This window comes from Streptomyces sp. NWU339, from assembly GCF_003143855.1.
Lineage (GTDB): Bacteria > Actinomycetota > Actinomycetes > Streptomycetales > Streptomycetaceae > Streptomyces.
Map to the genome: position 1 here is coordinate 160,626 of NZ_QFRK01000017.1, position 14,199 is coordinate 174,824.

A 14,199-nucleotide genomic window follows, 5' to 3' on the forward strand; every position below is an offset into this window, starting at 1 on the left:
CGAGGAGTCCGCATGCACATGCGCGCCGTTGTCGCCTCGACCACCGCGCTCCTGGGAACCACCGCTCTCCTGCTTCCCCTCTCCCCCGCGCGTGCCGTCGGCAGCGGCACACCGCCCGTGGTGGTCGCCCACCGGGGCGCCTCCGGATACGCGCCCGAGAACACACTGGCAGCCGTCGACGAGGCCGCCGCACTCGACATCGAATGGGTGGAGAACGACGTCCAGCGCACCAAGGACGGTGAACTCGTCGTCCTGCACGACGACAGCCTGGCGCGCACCACGGACGTCGAGACGGTCTTCCCCGGCCGGTCGCCGTGGAAGGTGAAGGACTTCACCGCCGCGGAGATCGCCCGTCTCGACGCGGGCAGCTGGTTCGACCCCGTGTACGCGGGCACGCGCGTGCCGACGCTGGAGCAGTTCGTGCGGCGCGTGGAGCAGCACGACCAGAAGCTGCTGCTGGAGCTCAAGAGCCCGGAGCTGTATCCCGGCATCGAGCAGGAGACCTTGAAGGTCCTGAGCAACGAGGGGTGGCTCGACCGCGCGCACCTGAGCGACCGGCTGGTCGTGCAGAGCTTCAACGCGGACAGCGTGCGGACCGTCCATGAGCTGAAGCCCGGGGTGAAGACCGGTTTCATCGGTGCGCCCCCGATGAGCGACCTGCCCGCGTACGCGGACTTCGCCGACCAGATCAACCCCCCGCACACCTCGCTGTCCGGCGCCTACGTCGCGGCGGTCCAGGCCTTCCACGGGCCGCACGACGAGCCGCTGGAGGTCCTCACCTGGACCGTGAACGACGCGGCGGCGGCCCGGCGGGTCGCGGGATTCGGGGTCGACGGGATCATCAGCAACAAGCCCGACGTGGTGCGGGACGCGGTGGACGGCTGACGGCTGACGGCTGACGGCTGACCGCACGGTGTCCTTCGCGGTTCTTCGCGGTTCTTCGCGCCCGGCGTTGTCAGTGGCGGGTCGTACGGTGGGGCGCATGGACAGCCATGGGCAGTACGAGCAGCGGGTCGTGTGGGCGGTCGTCGGCACCGGCATCGGCCCGCTGCTGCTGGCCGCGACCCGTGAGGGCCTGGTCAACGTCGTGTTCCACGCCACCGACGAGGTGCGCGACGGCGCGCTGGAGCGGTTGGCGTCCCGGCTCGGCACCGAGCCCGTCGAGGACCCCGGCTCCCCGCTGCTGACCGAGGCGATACGCCAGGTCGAGTCGTACTTCGCGGGCGAGCTCCACGACTTCGACCTGCCGCTGGACTGGTCGCTGGTCTCGGGGAACTCGGGCTTCAACCGCGAGGTCCTGCGGGAGCTGGCCTCCGGTGTTCCGTACGGCACGGTCGTCGGGTACGGCGATCTGGCCGGGCGGGCCGGTCAGCCCGGCGGCGCCCAGGCCGTCGGCATGGCGATGGGCGCCAATCCGCTGCCGGTGGTCGTGCCCTGCCACCGGGTGGTGGAGAGCGACGGCGGCATCGGCGGGTTCGGGGGCGGGGTGGAGACCAAGCGCCGGCTGCTCGCGCTGGAGGGCGTGCTGCCCGAGCCGCTCTTCTGACGGACCCGTCGGTCCGCGTCGGTCCGCGTCAGTCGTAGTGGCGCGCTTCGAGCACGTTGCCGTCGGGGTCGCGGAAGTAGAAGCTGCGCCTGGCCGGGCCGCGCGCCCCGAAGGAGTCGTGCGAGAAGTCCGTCACCGGTACGGAGCGTTCCGCGAGGCGGCCGCGCAGTGCCTCGAAGTCGTCGGCGGGCAGGGACAGGCAGACGTGGTTGACGGGGTGGCCGGAGCTGTCGGCCGCGCCGGGGAGCATCGTCATCCGTTCCGCCATGGTGAGCGGCATGAGGTCGAGGAGGGTCTCCTCGTTGACCCGTACCGAGGGGAAGGGCACCTCGCCCGCGGCGAAGTCGGTGAGCCTGACCGGTTCCAGGCCGACCGCCTCCTCGTAGAAGCCGGTGGCGGCGATCGGGTCGCGCACCCAGAGGACGACGTGGTCGAGACGTGCCGTGCTGTCCGTCATGGGTCCCAGGCTCCGTGACGTCCGTGGCGGGGCGCAAGAGGTTTGTCCCGGCGCCCGGCCCGCCAGGGATGGGGGAGGAGCGACAGACGGGAGACGGCGCGTGACCCTGACGGTGTCCGAAGAGGTGCGGGAGGCCATCGCCGCGCGTCGGCCGGTGGTGGCCCTGGAGTCCACGATCATCGCGCACGGGCTGCCCCGGCCGCGCAACCTCCGGGTGGCGACGGAGCTGGAGGCGGCGGTGCGTCAGGAGGGTGCCGTACCCGCCACGATCGCGGTGCTGGACGGGCGGCCCCGGATCGGCCTGGACGAGGAGCAGCTGGAACGGGTCGCCCATGAGAACGGCATCCGCAAGCTCGGCCATCGTGATCTGCCGCTCGCGGTGGCCTCCGGGGCGAGCGGCGCCACCACGGTGTCGGCCACCGCCCTGCTCGCGGCGCTGGCGGGCGTACGGGTCTTCGCGACCGGCGGGCTCGGCGGGGTGCACCGCGAGTGGACCGTGACGCAGGACGAGTCGGCCGACCTGGGGCTCCTCGCGCGGACCCGGATCACCGTGGTGTGCGCGGGGGTGAAGTCGATCCTGGACGTACCGGCGACGCTGCAGCGACTGGAGACCCTGGGGGTCACGGTCGCCGGGTACGGCACGGACCGCTTCCCCGGCTTCTACCTGTCGGACTCGGGGCACCCCGTGGACTGGCGGCTGGACACCCCGGAGCAGGTGGCCGGGGTCATGCGGGCGCAGGACGCGCTCGGTGGGCCCGGGTCGGCGCTGATCGTGGCCAACCCGGTGCCCGAAAAGGAGCAGTTGGATCCCGGGTTGCACGCGCGCGTGCTGGACGAGGCGCTGCGCGCGTGCGAGGCGGAGGGGGTCACCGGCCAGGCCGTCACTCCGTTCCTGCTCGACCACTTGGTGCGCCACACCGACGGCGCCTCCCTCGCCGCCAACCTCGCGGCGGTCCGGGGCAACGTACGCCTGGCGGCACGCGTCGCGGCGGCCTGGACCGGGGCGTGACGAAGCCCTGGCCGGGCGACGGGACCGGTGCCGCGGGCCGCGCGGCGGGGCCGGCCGGCGGACGTTCCGGCGCGCTGCCGGTCGCCGGTGACGCCGCCACCGACGTGGTGGCCCGGCACCGGGGGCCGCTCGCCCCCGGTACGGACACAGCGGAGGGGTGCGGGGCGGGTGCGCCGGCGGTGCGACAGGCGGGCGCCCGGCGGCCCCGGGGCCTACGCCTTGCGTCCCCAGGCCGAGATCATCGGGGCCGTCGCCAGGTCCAGGGTGCCGGAGGCGACGTTGGCGAGGTGGCGGTCGATGTCCTGGGCCGTGGCGATGCCCGCGGTGACGAGTCGGTCGCGGACGAGGCGGATGGTGGCGGACTCCAACGCCTCACAGGCCGGTGCCGCGACCGGGAAGTACGCGTCGGCCCGCACCTCGGTCAGCCCGGTCTCCCGCAGCAGGCGCGGGAGTCTGCGGCCACGGGCGAGGTCGGCTCCCCGGTCGCTGAGGAGCTTGCGCAGACCCTGCCGGAGCCGGTTCGCGAGCCGCTGCTCGGGACCGTACTCGTCCGGGCAGGCCAGGGGCTGCAGGGCGGGGTCGGTGTCCTCGACCAGAAGACGCCCGCGGGGACGCAGGGCCCCGACCATCGACCGCATCGCACGCTCGTGATGCGCCGCGTCGATGAGCGGGAGCCGGACGTGCACCAGGTCGAAGCCGCCCGCCGGCGGCTCCTCCGTGCCGATGTCGTGGACGCGTACCTCCACCGGCGGGCGGGCGACCGGGGCGAGCCGGGCGGTGTCGGTGGAGGTGACCAGCACCCGTCCGGTCGGTCCGACCTTCTTGGCGAGCCAGGACACCACGGCGGTACCGTCGGCGCCGACCTCCCAGCAGCGCCAGCCGGGCCCGACGCCGACCGCTTCGAGATATCGGAACGTGCTGGGATCGAACATGTCGGCGAAGGCGTCGAGGCGCTCCGCCGCCTCGGCCTCCCGGTGATCGAGCGGGTACCCGTCGGTTCGCGTCATGCCGCGATCATCCCAGTTGCCCGGCTTGTCCGGCACGGGTGACGCTCCGGCCCGTGCGTGTCCACAGCCGGGAACCAGGCGGACGGGACGGGGAGACGGGGAGACGGAGGGACGAGGAGACGGAGGAGGGAGGAGGGATCAGCCGGTCGCGGTCCTGGCGTAGACGTTCTCGGCCCAGGTGGCGAGCTGGTCGTCCGTCAGGTGCCGGGCGAGGTCGGCTTCGCTGATCATGCCGACCAGGCGCTTGTCGTCGATGACGGGAAGCCGGCGGATCCGGTGCGTCTCCATCTCATGGAGGACCTCGCTGATGTCGGCGCCCGCCTCGATCCAGCGCGGTGTCCCCTTGGCCATCTCGCCCGCGGTGGTCCTGGCCGGGTCGTGGCCCATGGCGACGCAACCGACGACGATGTCGCGGTCGGTGAGAATGCCGCAGAGCCGCTCGTTCTCGTCGCTGATGGGCAGCGCGCCGACGTTCAGGTCGCGCATCAACTGGGCTGCGCGGTCGAGCGTCTCGTGGGCGGGGATCCACTGGGCGCCGCGGTGCATGATGTCTCCGGCGGTGGTCATGAGGTGCCTCCCGATACCGGACGGCCGGCGCGGCACGGGACGCACCGCGAGTACCGGCGCTCTCCATTGTCCGCCGCACCACCCGGGCCCCGCACTTCCGCCCGGCCCCGGCGCAGGTGCGCGCGACGCCCGACCCGCGACGTCCGGCCGCCGCCAAGTCTCAACCGTGCCAGGCCGGATGGCGGGGGTCGTCGGCGCGCACCAGGACGTCGGCGGTGCCGGCCGGGTCGGTCTCCTGCTCGTAGCGCTCGAAGGCGGGCAGGGTCCAGTACCCGGACTCGGGGGTGCGACGGCGCAGGGCGCCCGGGGAGAGCGAGACGTGGACGCTCAGGTCGAAGGGGAACCAGTGCCGCAGGAGGAGCGGGCCGTGCAGCAGCAGTACGCCGCCGGGCGGCAGCGGGACACGGGGGCTGCGGGTGGCGCGGTCGGTGACCGGGTCCCACAGGTCGGGCAGGACCCGTCCGCTCCCGTCCGGTTCGAGGGGTCCGAAGACCTCACGCCAGAGGGCGCCGGTGTCGTACCAGCCGTCGTAGTAGGACTCCGGGTCCTGACGGCCGTGCTCCAGCCGGACCGAGGCGGGACGCAGGAAACCGTCCGCGCTCACGACGAGGGAGGGGCGCCCGAGGACGCGCAGGGACGCGGCGACGCGTTCGGCGAGCTCTCCGGGGCGGCCGGCCGGGGCGCCGTCGAGGGCGACGCGCGGCCAGGGGCTGCCGTCGGCCGTCCGCAGCGTCGTCAGGCGCTCGGCGAGGAGGTCGCCGAGCCGGTCCCAGGTGATCGCTTCGAATCGCACACGGCCATGATGCGCCGTCCGCCGGCGACGACACCCACCTGCCCCGGGTTCTCCGCCGGAGGCGCGCTGGACGTCCGCGTATGGTCCCGCGACGCTCGGCCATGGGCACCGGGCCCGTGTCCGGCTTCACTGGGGGCGACGGTGGGCGGCGGGAGAGGATCCCGGCCGCCGGACGGGCGGGAGTCGACGACGTGATCGAGGGACCATCCTCCGGGCTGACGGTGCTGACCGTGCTGACGGTGCTGGGGGCGCTCGGAACCGGGCTGGTGGCGGGGGTCTTCTGCGCCTTCTCGACGTTCGTGATGAGAGGGCTCGCGGCGTTGCCGCCCGCGCGGGGCGTGGCCGCGATGCAGTCGGTCAACGCGGCCGCGGTGCGGGCGCCCTTCATGCTGGTGTTCCTCGGCTCGGCGCTGCTGTGCGCGGCGATCGCCGTGGTGACCTCGGTGAGGTGGCCGGACGAGGGCGCGGTCGGGCTGCTGGTCGGCAGCGCGCTGTATCTGTTCGGCGGGTTCGGGATCACCGTGGCCGCGAACGTGCCGCGCAACGACGTGCTGGCCGGGCTCGCCCCGGACACCGCCGAGGCCTCCGCGTACTGGACCGCCTATGTGCGCGAGTGGACGCTGTGGAACCACGTGCGCACGGCCGCCTCGGCGGGTGCCGCGCTGTCCTACGTGCTGGCCCTCACCTGACGGAGGCGAAAAGCGCTGTCCGCAGGCCTGCGTGCGCGCAGGAGCAGTCGTATCGTGGCCAAGGAGCAGAGCGCCGGGGAGAGCGCACCCGAGGGGTGCCGCCCCACCGCCGAGGAGCGCCGCCCCACGACGCCTGGCCCGTCACCGCGTACGCAAGGAAGACGGCCATGGCCGATCCCAAGGGTTTCCTGACCACGCCGCGCCAGGACCGGCCGCGCCGGCCCGTCGAGGAGCGGGTCCGCGACTGGGACGAGGTGTACGTCCCCGGCGCGCTGCTGCCCATCGTCAGCAAGCAGGCCGACCGCTGCATGGACTGTGGTGTCCCCTTCTGTCACGAGGCGTGCCCGCTGGGCAATCTGATCCCCGAGTGGAACGACCTGGTCTCGCGCGAGGACTGGCGGGCCGCGGCGGAGCGGCTGCACGCCACGAACAACTTCCCCGAGTTCACCGGCAGGCTCTGCCCGGCGCCCTGCGAGGCGGGATGCGTGCTGGCCATCAACCAGCCCGCCGTCACCATCAAGGACATCGAGTGCGCCATCGCCGACCGCGCCTGGGCGGAGGGCTTCGCCGCACCGGCCCCGCCGGACCGGCTCTCCGACCGGACGGTGGCGGTGATCGGCTCGGGTCCCACCGGTCTGGCCGCGGCCCAGCAGCTGACCCGGGCCGGTCACACGGTCGCCGTGTACGAGCGGGACGACCGGATCGGCGGGCTGATGCGGTACGGCATCCCCGAGTTCAAGATGGAGAAGCGTCATCTGGAGCGGCGCATCGAGCAGATGCGGGCCGAGGGGACGAAGTTCCGTACGTCCACGACAGTCGGGCGCGATGTCGACGCCGCCGAGCTGCGGGCGCGTTACGACGCCGTGGTGATCGCCACCGGGGCGACCGCGTGGCGTGAACTGGCCGTACCGGGACGGGAACTGACCGGTGTTCACCAGGCCATGGAGTACCTGCCGCTCGCCAACCGGGTCTGTGCGGGGGACCTGGAGACGTCCCCGCTGTCCGCCGCGGGCAGGGACGTCGTCATCGTCGGGGGCGGCGACACGGGCGCCGACTGTCTGGGCACGGCCGTGCGGGAGGGAGCGGCGTCCGTGACCCAGCTGGACATCTACGAGCGGCCGGGCACCGTCCGCGACGAGGACACCGAGCCCTGGCCGACGTACCCGAAGCTCTACCGGCTGTCCCCCGCGCACGAGGAGGCCCACGCCCTGCGGACGGCACCTGCAGCCGCCGAGAACTCCGACGTGCGGCTGTTCGCGGCGTCCACGCTGCGCCTCACCGGCGACGCGGAGGGGCGGGTCCGGGCGGTGCACCTGGTCGAGGTGGACGCGGAGCGCCGCCCCGTACCGGGCACCGAACGCGTCCTCCCAGCCGACCTCGTCCTCCTCGCGCTCGGCTTCTCCGGACCGGACCGGTCGGACGGGCTGGTCAGCGGGCTCGGTCTGGAGCTGGAGCCGCGCGGCACGATCGCGCGCGACGCCGGCTTCGCCACGAACGTGCCGGGCGTGTTCGCGGCGGGGGACGCTGCCCGTGGGCAGTCGCTGATCGTGTGGGCGATCGCCGAGGGCCGGGCGGTGGCGGCGGCCGTCGACCGTCACCTGACCGACGGCACCACCCGTCTCCCGGCTCCCATCGGCCCGTACGACCGCCCGATGAGGGCATGACGCGCCGACGGGAGCCGCCCCGGACGACCGACGACCGACGACCCGCGAGACCCGCGCGAGCTGCGCCCCACGGGCCCCACGGGCCCCGCGGCCCCCGGCCTACGCCTTGCGCCCCACCGCCCCGTACCCCGGGATCACCCCGTCGTCCTGGCCGGGCACGGGCTCGCCCAGCTCGGGGTGCCACAGGTGGGGCACCTGGACGCCGGGTTCGACCAGTTCGAGGCCGTCGAAGAAGCGGGTGAACTCCTCGCGGGAGCGCAGGGCCAGGGTGACGCCCGCGGCCTTGAGCTTCTCGGTGGCCGCCTTCGACTCCTCGGGGGTGAAGTCCGAGGTCGCGTGGGAGATCACCAGGTGGCTGCCGGAGGGCAGGTCGGCCAGGAGCCGGCCGACCAGCTCGTGGGCGCCGTCCTCGTCGGAGACGAAGTGCAGCAGCGCGATGAGGGAGAGCGCGACCGGCTGGTCGAAGTCGAGGATCTTCCGCGCACCCTCCAGGATGGATTCCGGCTCGCGCACGTCGGCCTGGATGTACTCGGTCACCCCCTCGTCGGTGCCGCGCAGCAGCGCCCCTGCGTGGGCCAGCACGATCGGGTCGTTGTCGCAGTAGACGACGCGCGCGTCGGGTGCGATCTCCTGGGCGACCTGGTGGAGGTTGGGCTCGGTGGGGATGCCGGTGCCGATGTCGAGGAACTGGCGTATGCCCTGGCCGGCCAGCCAGCGCGTGGCGCGCTGCATGAAGGCGCGGTTCACCCGGGCCATCACCGGCACTCTCGGGTCGAGGGCGAGCATCTGCCGGCCCATGGCCTCGTCGACCGGGTAGTTGTCCTTCCCGCCGAGGTACCAGTCGTACATCCGCGCGGTGTGCGGCTTGCTCGTGTCGATCTCGACGGGGGGCTGCTGCCCGGTCATGACGAACTCCGTAAGTGTCTGCAACCGTTAGTGATCAATTTCAGGGCCGAACCAGGGTGCGGGGGGACAAGCAACATCGGCTGTGCGCCGGGAGGCAACAGTAGAACGGTCAACAAGCGTCAGGACAGCAGGAAATCCGCCTCTCCCGCCTTCGCTCCCTCGATGAAGGCCGTCATCTCGGCCGAGGTGTAGATGAGCGCCGGTCCGTCCGGGTCGGTGGACTGCCGTACCGCGATCCGGCCGTCGTCGAGCTTCATCGCCTCCAGGCAGTTGCCGCCGTTGCCGCCGCTCCACGGCTTGTGCCAGCCCTCGCTGCCCAGCTCCCGCGCGGGCATGCCGTTGTAGATCCGCTCGGTGCGGACCCGCTGCCGGGGCAGCGGGAGGGAGGAGCCCAGTGCCATGGACAGGGACAGGGACGTGAGGTGGTTCATTCACAGCTCCTTGCGGAGATCCCTGAGGATCACCTTCGTGCGATGTGCTGAGGCGGCCTGCGCCGCCATGCGGTCCATGACCTCGAGGTGGGTCGCCACCTCGGTACGCGCGTCCAGGTAGACGGCGCCGGTCAGGTACTCGCTGTAGACCATGTCCGGCAGTTCCGGCACGCCGAACCGGAACAGCACGAACGGCCCGTACGTGCCGGGGTGCGGGCCGCCGGCGAACGGGGCGACCTGCAGCGTCACGTTGGACATCTTCGTGGCGTCGAGAAGTCTGTCGACCTGGGCACGCATCACCTCCGGGCCGCCGACCGGGCGGCGCAACGCCGTCTCGTCCATGACGACCCACAGCCGGGGCGCGTCGTCACGGGTGAGCAGTTCCTGCCGTCGCATGCGCAGGGCCACGTGGCCCTCGATGTCCTCGGGACTGGTCTGCCCGATGGCACCCGAGCGCAGCACGGCACGCGCGTAGTCCTCGGTCTGGAGCAGTCCGGGGACGAAGTGGGGCTCGTAGCTGCGGATGAGGGTGGCCGCGCCCTCCAGGCTGACGTACATCGAGAACCAGCCGGGCAGGATCTCGTGGAAGCGCTGCCACCAGCCGGGCCGGTTGGCGTCCTCGGCCAGTCGCACGAAGGCGTCGGTCTCCTCCTCGGAGACGCCGTACGCCTTCAGCAGCAGCTGGAGGTACGGGATCTTGAGCGCGACCTCGGCCGTCTCCATGCGGCGGATCGTGGCGGGGGCGACGTGCAGGACGCGGGCGGCCTCCTCGCGCTTGAGGCCGGCGCTTTCCCGCAGATCCAGCAGCCGCCGGCCGAGGACGACCTGACCGACCGTCGGCGCGGACCGCGGTTCACTCACGCTCCACCTCCACGAAAAGGATTCCTGACAGCCCGGCGGCGCCAATCCGAGAGCTCCTCGAAGATCCGCCCATCCATGGGAACGTTTCCTCGACAGCCTCAACTGGCGCCGCGCGGGGTGCTGTTGCGAGCAGTGTGCCATGGCCGTCCAGACCGTCACACAGCACTCTGGATTTTTCAGAGTGATGCTTGCCAAGTGTGCACGGCGGGGCGATAGTGGCAAGCGTGATTCCGCCCGCGCCCTTAGAAACAGACGCCGCTGCGAGCCCTTCCGGCCCCGGTCCCGCCCCGGGAGCCGCCGACGCCGCGGGGGCTGCCGCCCAGCGCCGGTTCCGTTTCGAACTGGCCGCCCATCCGGGTTCTCCCGCGCAGGCCAGGCGCCTGACGAGGGCCCGGCTGACCGGCTGGTCGGTCGGCGCGGACACCTGCGACACGGCGGCCCTGGTCGTCTCCGAGCTCGTCACCAACGCCATCGTGCACACGGCCGGCAGCCACATAGTCTGCGAGCTGCACGACGGCGACGACCTGGTGCGCATAGCCGTGCAGGACGAGGGCTGCGGTCCCGACCAGCCCCGGGCGAACACCCGGCGGCAGCCGGAGGACGAGCACGGCAGGGGCCTGCTCCTCGTCGACGCCATGTCCCACGCCTGGGGCGTCCGTGAACACGGTCCCGGTCTGCTGGTCTGGGCCGACCTGCCCCGCAAGGCGGACAGGGCGCGCCCTCCCGACGAACCGCACGACGACCTCGGCTGGGGCGAGCGGCCCAAGCCGGACCCCGCCGACGGTTCGGACGGCGGCCCGGACGGCCCGGACGTCGAGGAGTCCCACGAGGAGTCCCAGCAGCGGCACCACACCGCGGCGGCCCCGAGGCCCGCGGCATCCACGATGCCGGCGGCAGCCCCGCACGCACATCAGCGCGAGTACGTCCCCGCGCCCCGGCCCGGCCTTGACGGAGGACGGATGTGACGGGTGCTCGCACCATGGGCCTGGACACGCTGGTCCGCCTCCAGCGCGGACGGCACGCCCCGGCCGTACCGCCCCGGCGGCTGCCCGTCCCCGACGGGATGACGGCGCCGATGGGCTGCGACGCGGTGGCGGTACCGGCCCGCTTCGGACCACTGGTCATGCCCCGGCTGCCCCGGGTGGGGTGCGTCTACGCCGACGAGGCGCACTGGTGGTGGCTGGTTCCGTCCGATTCCGACTACGCCCTGGAGTGGCCCGCCCCCTCGCGCTACGACACCGGCGCCCTCGTGCCGGACGCCCCGCACCTCCCCGACCTGATCCACCGCCCCGACTGCACGCTCCCGTACACCCCGCCGATACCGCTCTACCTCGCGGTGTGCCGCCTGACGGACACCACCCCGAGCTGGTCCCGCCCGATCACGGCCTAGGCACCGGGCCCCACGCGGCCGCGTGGGCGCCGCCGTCGCCGCCGCGGACGATCACCAGGAACATGTCGGTCGCGAGGTCCATGACGACCTCGGCGGGCAGGCCCTCCAGACGCCGCGCCCGCGCGAACTCCTCCGCCGGCCAGGACCCCCGCGGCCCGCCCGCGGGAAAGCGTTCCAGCACCGTTCTCCCGTTCACCTGCTGCCTCCCGTTCGGCGTCGCACTCGTAGAGTCAAACGCCGACCACGGGGGGAACGCCTCGCCCTGTGACGCCACTGAGACCTACGCGTCACCCGTTCACCGTCAGAAGCGGGCCATCTCTCCGTCCTACTCGTCGTACTCGTCGTGACAGCGGACGCGCTCGCTGCCCGCCGGGGCGCCGAAAGCCGACGCCCGCCCACCGGGCTCCTCCCACTCCTCCTGCCGGCCGAGTGCCGTGAGATCCAGCAGGGTGGTGGTCGAGCCGAGCCCGTCGAGGCCGCGCCCGGCGCCGGGCAGCTCCGGCAGCCGGACCCCGACGCGCTCGCGGCGCCGGTCGAGGGCGTCCCGGAGTTCGGCGAGCTGCTCGGCGTGACGGGCGTCGAGCCGTCCCGTGTCGTCGAGGTGGACGGCGCAGGCGGTGGTGGTGTCGACGAGCTGTTCGAGGAGGGCGGCGAACTCGTCCGCGCCGTCGGCGTGCCGGGCGAGCGCGGGCAGCTCCGCGGAGGCGAGCGCGATGGCGCCGCGGGCCTCGGCGAGGGCGCGGTAGGCCTCACGGCGCAGGACCCAGCGGGCCGCGCGGTCGCCGGACCCGTCCAGCACATGGGCGAGGTACGCGTGCGCGGCCTCCCCCGCTTCCGTGAGCCGGACCCGGATGGCGCCGCCGCGCCGCACGGGCATCGGCAGGTGTCCGACGACGAGCACGATGACGCAGGCCAGCAGCGTCTCGCCGATCCGTGCCACGGAGGCCTGCGGTTCACCGCCCACCATCACCAGGGCGAGCACGAGCACGGTGATGACGGTGGTCTGCGCGGCGAAGTGCCGGGCGGCGACCGGGATGAGCGCCCCGCTGACCGCCACCAGCGCGACGAGCCCTTCCGGCCGGGGCAGCACGGCGGCGGCCCCGGCGAACAGGAGCGCCCCGAGCACGGTTCCGGCAGCCCGGTTCAGCACCCGCGAGGCGAGCGGTCCGAGGTCGGGCTTGACGAGGAAGACGGCGGTGACGGGCAGCCAGTACCAGTACTCGTGCTGCCCGTACCAGCGGGCGTGGTACAGGGCCTGGGCGACGGCGACGCTCACGCCGAAGCAGAGGGCGACCCGCAGGCCGTACTCCTGTCCCCGGGTGCCGAGGAGGGTGCGGGTGAGAGCGGCGCGGGACCGGCGGCGCGTGTGCAGGTCGCCGCCGTCGGCCCGGTCGAAGGCCACGGCGGCGCGCAGGAGGGCGTCGTCGAGGGCGCGCAGCGCGGGGACGGACCGGGAGGGTGCGGGCAGCGGCCCGCCGGGGACGCCGCCGCGTACGGCGGCGGCGAGCCGCCGGGGCCCTTCGGACGCGCGAGCCGGTACGGCCTCCCCCGCCCAGGCCAGCGCGGTCGCGGCCTCCGCCAGCGGCAGCGCGGCGGCGTACTGCGCGTGCAGTCGCCGTTCGGCCGCGGAACCGGCGTACCGCCGCAGCCGGGGTCCGGCGAGCGCGTCCTGCGCGTGGTCGAGGGCGGCGGTGAGTGCGGCGCGCCGCGCGGTGGCGGTGGGTGAGCCGGCGGCGTCGAGCAGCGCGGCGACGGCCTCGTACACGCCGGCCACGGCATGCCGCTCGCCGTCGAACCGGAAGTCTCCCGCGAGGGACCCCGGAGCGGGCAGCGCCAGCCGCAGCAGGAGCAGCCACGCGGCTCCGGCGAGGAAGGCGAGCGCCCGCTGCCCTCCGGGTTCGGGCAGGGGCATTCCGGCGCCGACGGCGGCCCCGACGAGCAACTGGATCCCGGCGGCGGAGCCGGTGGGACCCAGCGCGCTGACCGCGCCGGCGACCAGCCCGCACCCTGTCAGGGTCAGGGTCAGCGGCACGGCCGGGAGGTGGCCCCCCGCGTACGTCCCGACGAGGAGTCCGGCCGCCCCGGCGAGCGCGGGCACTCCGATCCGGCTGACGGAGGCGCGTCGGCTGCCCGGCAGGTCGTTGATCCCGGCGAACATGGCGCCGATGGCGGCGACGACGCCGAGGGCGGGACGCCCGGCGAGGACGGCGGCGACCAGCAGGGGCCCGCCGCCCAGCACTCCCCGCGTGACCGCGCTCCACGGGACCGGTCCGCGCTGGGCCCGCAGGGCGTGGGCGAGCCAGAGGGGTACGGCGGGCGTGGTGCGGGACACGGTGCTCCAGTCGTCTCGTCGGGGCGGGGTCGGGCTCGCGGGCGACGGTGACCGGGAGGGGCGCGGTGTCCACGGTAAGCGGGATCACCTGGGAGAAGGGAACGGTCGCGTTTCCGGGAGGTGACGATGCGAGCGAAGGGCGCTCTCCTGGGGGAACACGGTCCGCGATGCGCTTGTTCCGTCGGATTCCCGCAGGACCGGGGTCGGGCCCGCCTTCCGTGGACTACGGTTGCGTCTGCCGACATACACCGGCCGACCAGGGCGAAAGGACCATACGCGTGAACGTGGCTCCGCTGAGCCCCGAGGACCCGGCCGAACTCGGCGGGTTCGAGCTGCTCGGCCGCATCGGCCACGGTGGGATGGGCCTGGTCTACCTCGGGGAGTCGCCGGGCGGGGAGCCCGCGGCGGTGAAGGTGGTCAAGGCGTCGGTGGTCGACTCGGAGACCCGGCTGCGGTTCGCGCAGGAGATCGAGGTGCTGAAGACGGTCTCGGGTGCCCGCGTCGCCGCCTTCCTCGACGCCGACGCGGACGCCGGCCAGCCGTGGCT

Annotated in this window: 16 protein-coding genes and 1 pseudogene; 8 read left to right on the forward strand and 9 right to left on the reverse strand. The window is 73.6% G+C overall.

Features of this window, described 5'->3' with window-relative positions; genetic code table 11:
* Positions 1-12: 12 nt before the first annotated feature.
* The gene (locus DIZ27_RS21425; RefSeq protein WP_109380048.1) at positions 13-885 is read left to right on the forward strand and encodes a glycerophosphodiester phosphodiesterase family protein; all 873 of its coding nucleotides are present in this window, start codon (positions 13-15) and stop codon (positions 883-885) included.
* 97 nt (positions 886-982) lie between these two features.
* Positions 983-1,546 carry a methylated-DNA--[protein]-cysteine S-methyltransferase gene (locus tag DIZ27_RS21430; protein WP_109380049.1) on the forward strand — a complete coding sequence of 188 codons (564 nt, stop codon included), beginning with the start codon at positions 983-985 and terminating at the stop codon, positions 1,544-1,546.
* A 28-nt stretch (positions 1,547-1,574) separates the two neighbouring features.
* On the opposite strand, the gene DIZ27_RS21435 is transcribed toward DIZ27_RS21430, so the two are convergent.
* Positions 1,575-2,003, reverse strand: a complete 429-nt coding sequence (locus DIZ27_RS21435) for a VOC family protein (protein ID WP_109380050.1) — start codon at positions 2,001-2,003, stop codon at positions 1,575-1,577.
* A 100-nt stretch (positions 2,004-2,103) separates the two neighbouring features.
* Here DIZ27_RS21435 and DIZ27_RS21440 point away from each other — a divergent pair, with 100 nt between their 5' ends.
* The gene (locus DIZ27_RS21440) at positions 2,104-3,012 is read left to right on the forward strand and encodes a pseudouridine-5'-phosphate glycosidase (RefSeq protein WP_109380051.1); all 909 of its coding nucleotides are present in this window, start codon (positions 2,104-2,106) and stop codon (positions 3,010-3,012) included.
* A 212-nt stretch (positions 3,013-3,224) separates the two neighbouring features.
* Here the strand turns inward: DIZ27_RS21440 and DIZ27_RS21445 are convergent, their stop codons facing one another.
* From DIZ27_RS21445 to DIZ27_RS21455, 3 genes are all read right to left on the reverse strand, one after another.
* On the reverse strand, positions 3,225-4,019 hold the full coding sequence (locus DIZ27_RS21445) for a class I SAM-dependent methyltransferase (protein WP_109380074.1): 795 nt from the start codon (positions 4,017-4,019) through the stop codon (positions 3,225-3,227).
* 138 nt (positions 4,020-4,157) lie between these two features.
* Positions 4,158-4,586 carry a CBS domain-containing protein gene (locus DIZ27_RS21450; RefSeq protein ID WP_109380052.1) on the reverse strand — a complete coding sequence of 143 codons (429 nt, stop codon included), beginning with the start codon at positions 4,584-4,586 and terminating at the stop codon, positions 4,158-4,160.
* Positions 4,587-4,746: 160 nt separating this feature from the next.
* On the reverse strand, positions 4,747-5,379 hold the full coding sequence (locus DIZ27_RS21455) for a uridine kinase (protein ID WP_109380053.1): 633 nt from the start codon (positions 5,377-5,379) through the stop codon (positions 4,747-4,749).
* 191 nt (positions 5,380-5,570) lie between these two features.
* Here DIZ27_RS21455 and DIZ27_RS21460 point away from each other — a divergent pair, with 191 nt between their 5' ends.
* Both DIZ27_RS21460 and DIZ27_RS21465 read left to right on the forward strand, forming a co-directional pair.
* A complete protein-coding gene (locus DIZ27_RS21460; RefSeq protein ID WP_258308490.1) occupies positions 5,571-6,068 on the forward strand; it encodes a DUF1772 domain-containing protein in 498 nt (165 codons plus the stop codon).
* A 167-nt stretch (positions 6,069-6,235) separates the two neighbouring features.
* Entirely contained in the window at positions 6,236-7,732 is a 1,497-nt protein-coding gene (locus DIZ27_RS21465) for a glutamate synthase subunit beta (protein WP_109380055.1), read from the forward strand.
* 99 nt (positions 7,733-7,831) lie between these two features.
* Here DIZ27_RS21465 and DIZ27_RS21470 read toward each other — a convergent pair whose 3' ends face one another.
* The 3 genes from DIZ27_RS21470 to DIZ27_RS21480 form a co-directional block, all read right to left on the reverse strand.
* Complete coding sequence (locus DIZ27_RS21470; RefSeq protein WP_109380056.1) at positions 7,832-8,638, reverse strand: SAM-dependent methyltransferase; 807 nt, start codon at positions 8,636-8,638, stop codon at positions 7,832-7,834.
* 119 nt (positions 8,639-8,757) lie between these two features.
* Positions 8,758-9,039, reverse strand: coding sequence for a DUF397 domain-containing protein (locus tag DIZ27_RS21475; protein ID WP_109380075.1), 282 nt, complete (start codon positions 9,037-9,039; stop codon positions 8,758-8,760).
* A 30-nt stretch (positions 9,040-9,069) separates the two neighbouring features.
* Positions 9,070-9,930 (reverse strand): helix-turn-helix transcriptional regulator, encoded by an 861-nt coding sequence (locus tag DIZ27_RS21480; protein ID WP_109380057.1) that lies wholly within the window; start codon positions 9,928-9,930, stop codon positions 9,070-9,072.
* Positions 9,931-10,154: 224 nt separating this feature from the next.
* On the opposite strand from DIZ27_RS21480, the gene DIZ27_RS21485 reads away from it, so the two are divergent.
* Positions 10,155-10,895, forward strand: coding sequence for an ATP-binding protein (locus DIZ27_RS21485; RefSeq protein WP_258308491.1), 741 nt, complete (start codon positions 10,155-10,157; stop codon positions 10,893-10,895).
* Between the two features lie 14 nt (positions 10,896-10,909).
* On the forward strand, positions 10,910-11,320 hold the full coding sequence (locus tag DIZ27_RS21490) for a hypothetical protein (RefSeq protein WP_109380059.1): 411 nt from the start codon (positions 10,910-10,912) through the stop codon (positions 11,318-11,320).
* Here DIZ27_RS21490 and DIZ27_RS21495 read toward each other — a convergent pair.
* Together DIZ27_RS21495 and DIZ27_RS21500 are read right to left on the reverse strand one after the other, a co-directional pair.
* Positions 11,310-11,516, reverse strand: a complete 207-nt coding sequence (locus DIZ27_RS21495; protein WP_109380076.1) for a hypothetical protein — start codon at positions 11,514-11,516, stop codon at positions 11,310-11,312. The genes DIZ27_RS21490 and DIZ27_RS21495 overlap by 11 nt on opposite strands.
* 129 nt (positions 11,517-11,645) lie before the next feature.
* Positions 11,646-13,652 (reverse strand): FUSC family protein, encoded by a 2,007-nt coding sequence (locus DIZ27_RS21500; RefSeq protein WP_109380060.1) that lies wholly within the window; start codon positions 13,650-13,652, stop codon positions 11,646-11,648.
* A gap of 278 nt (positions 13,653-13,930) precedes the next feature.
* Here DIZ27_RS21500 and DIZ27_RS21505 point away from each other — a divergent pair.
* Positions 13,931-14,199 (forward strand): annotated as a pseudogene (locus DIZ27_RS21505) (serine/threonine protein kinase); the annotation flags it as partial.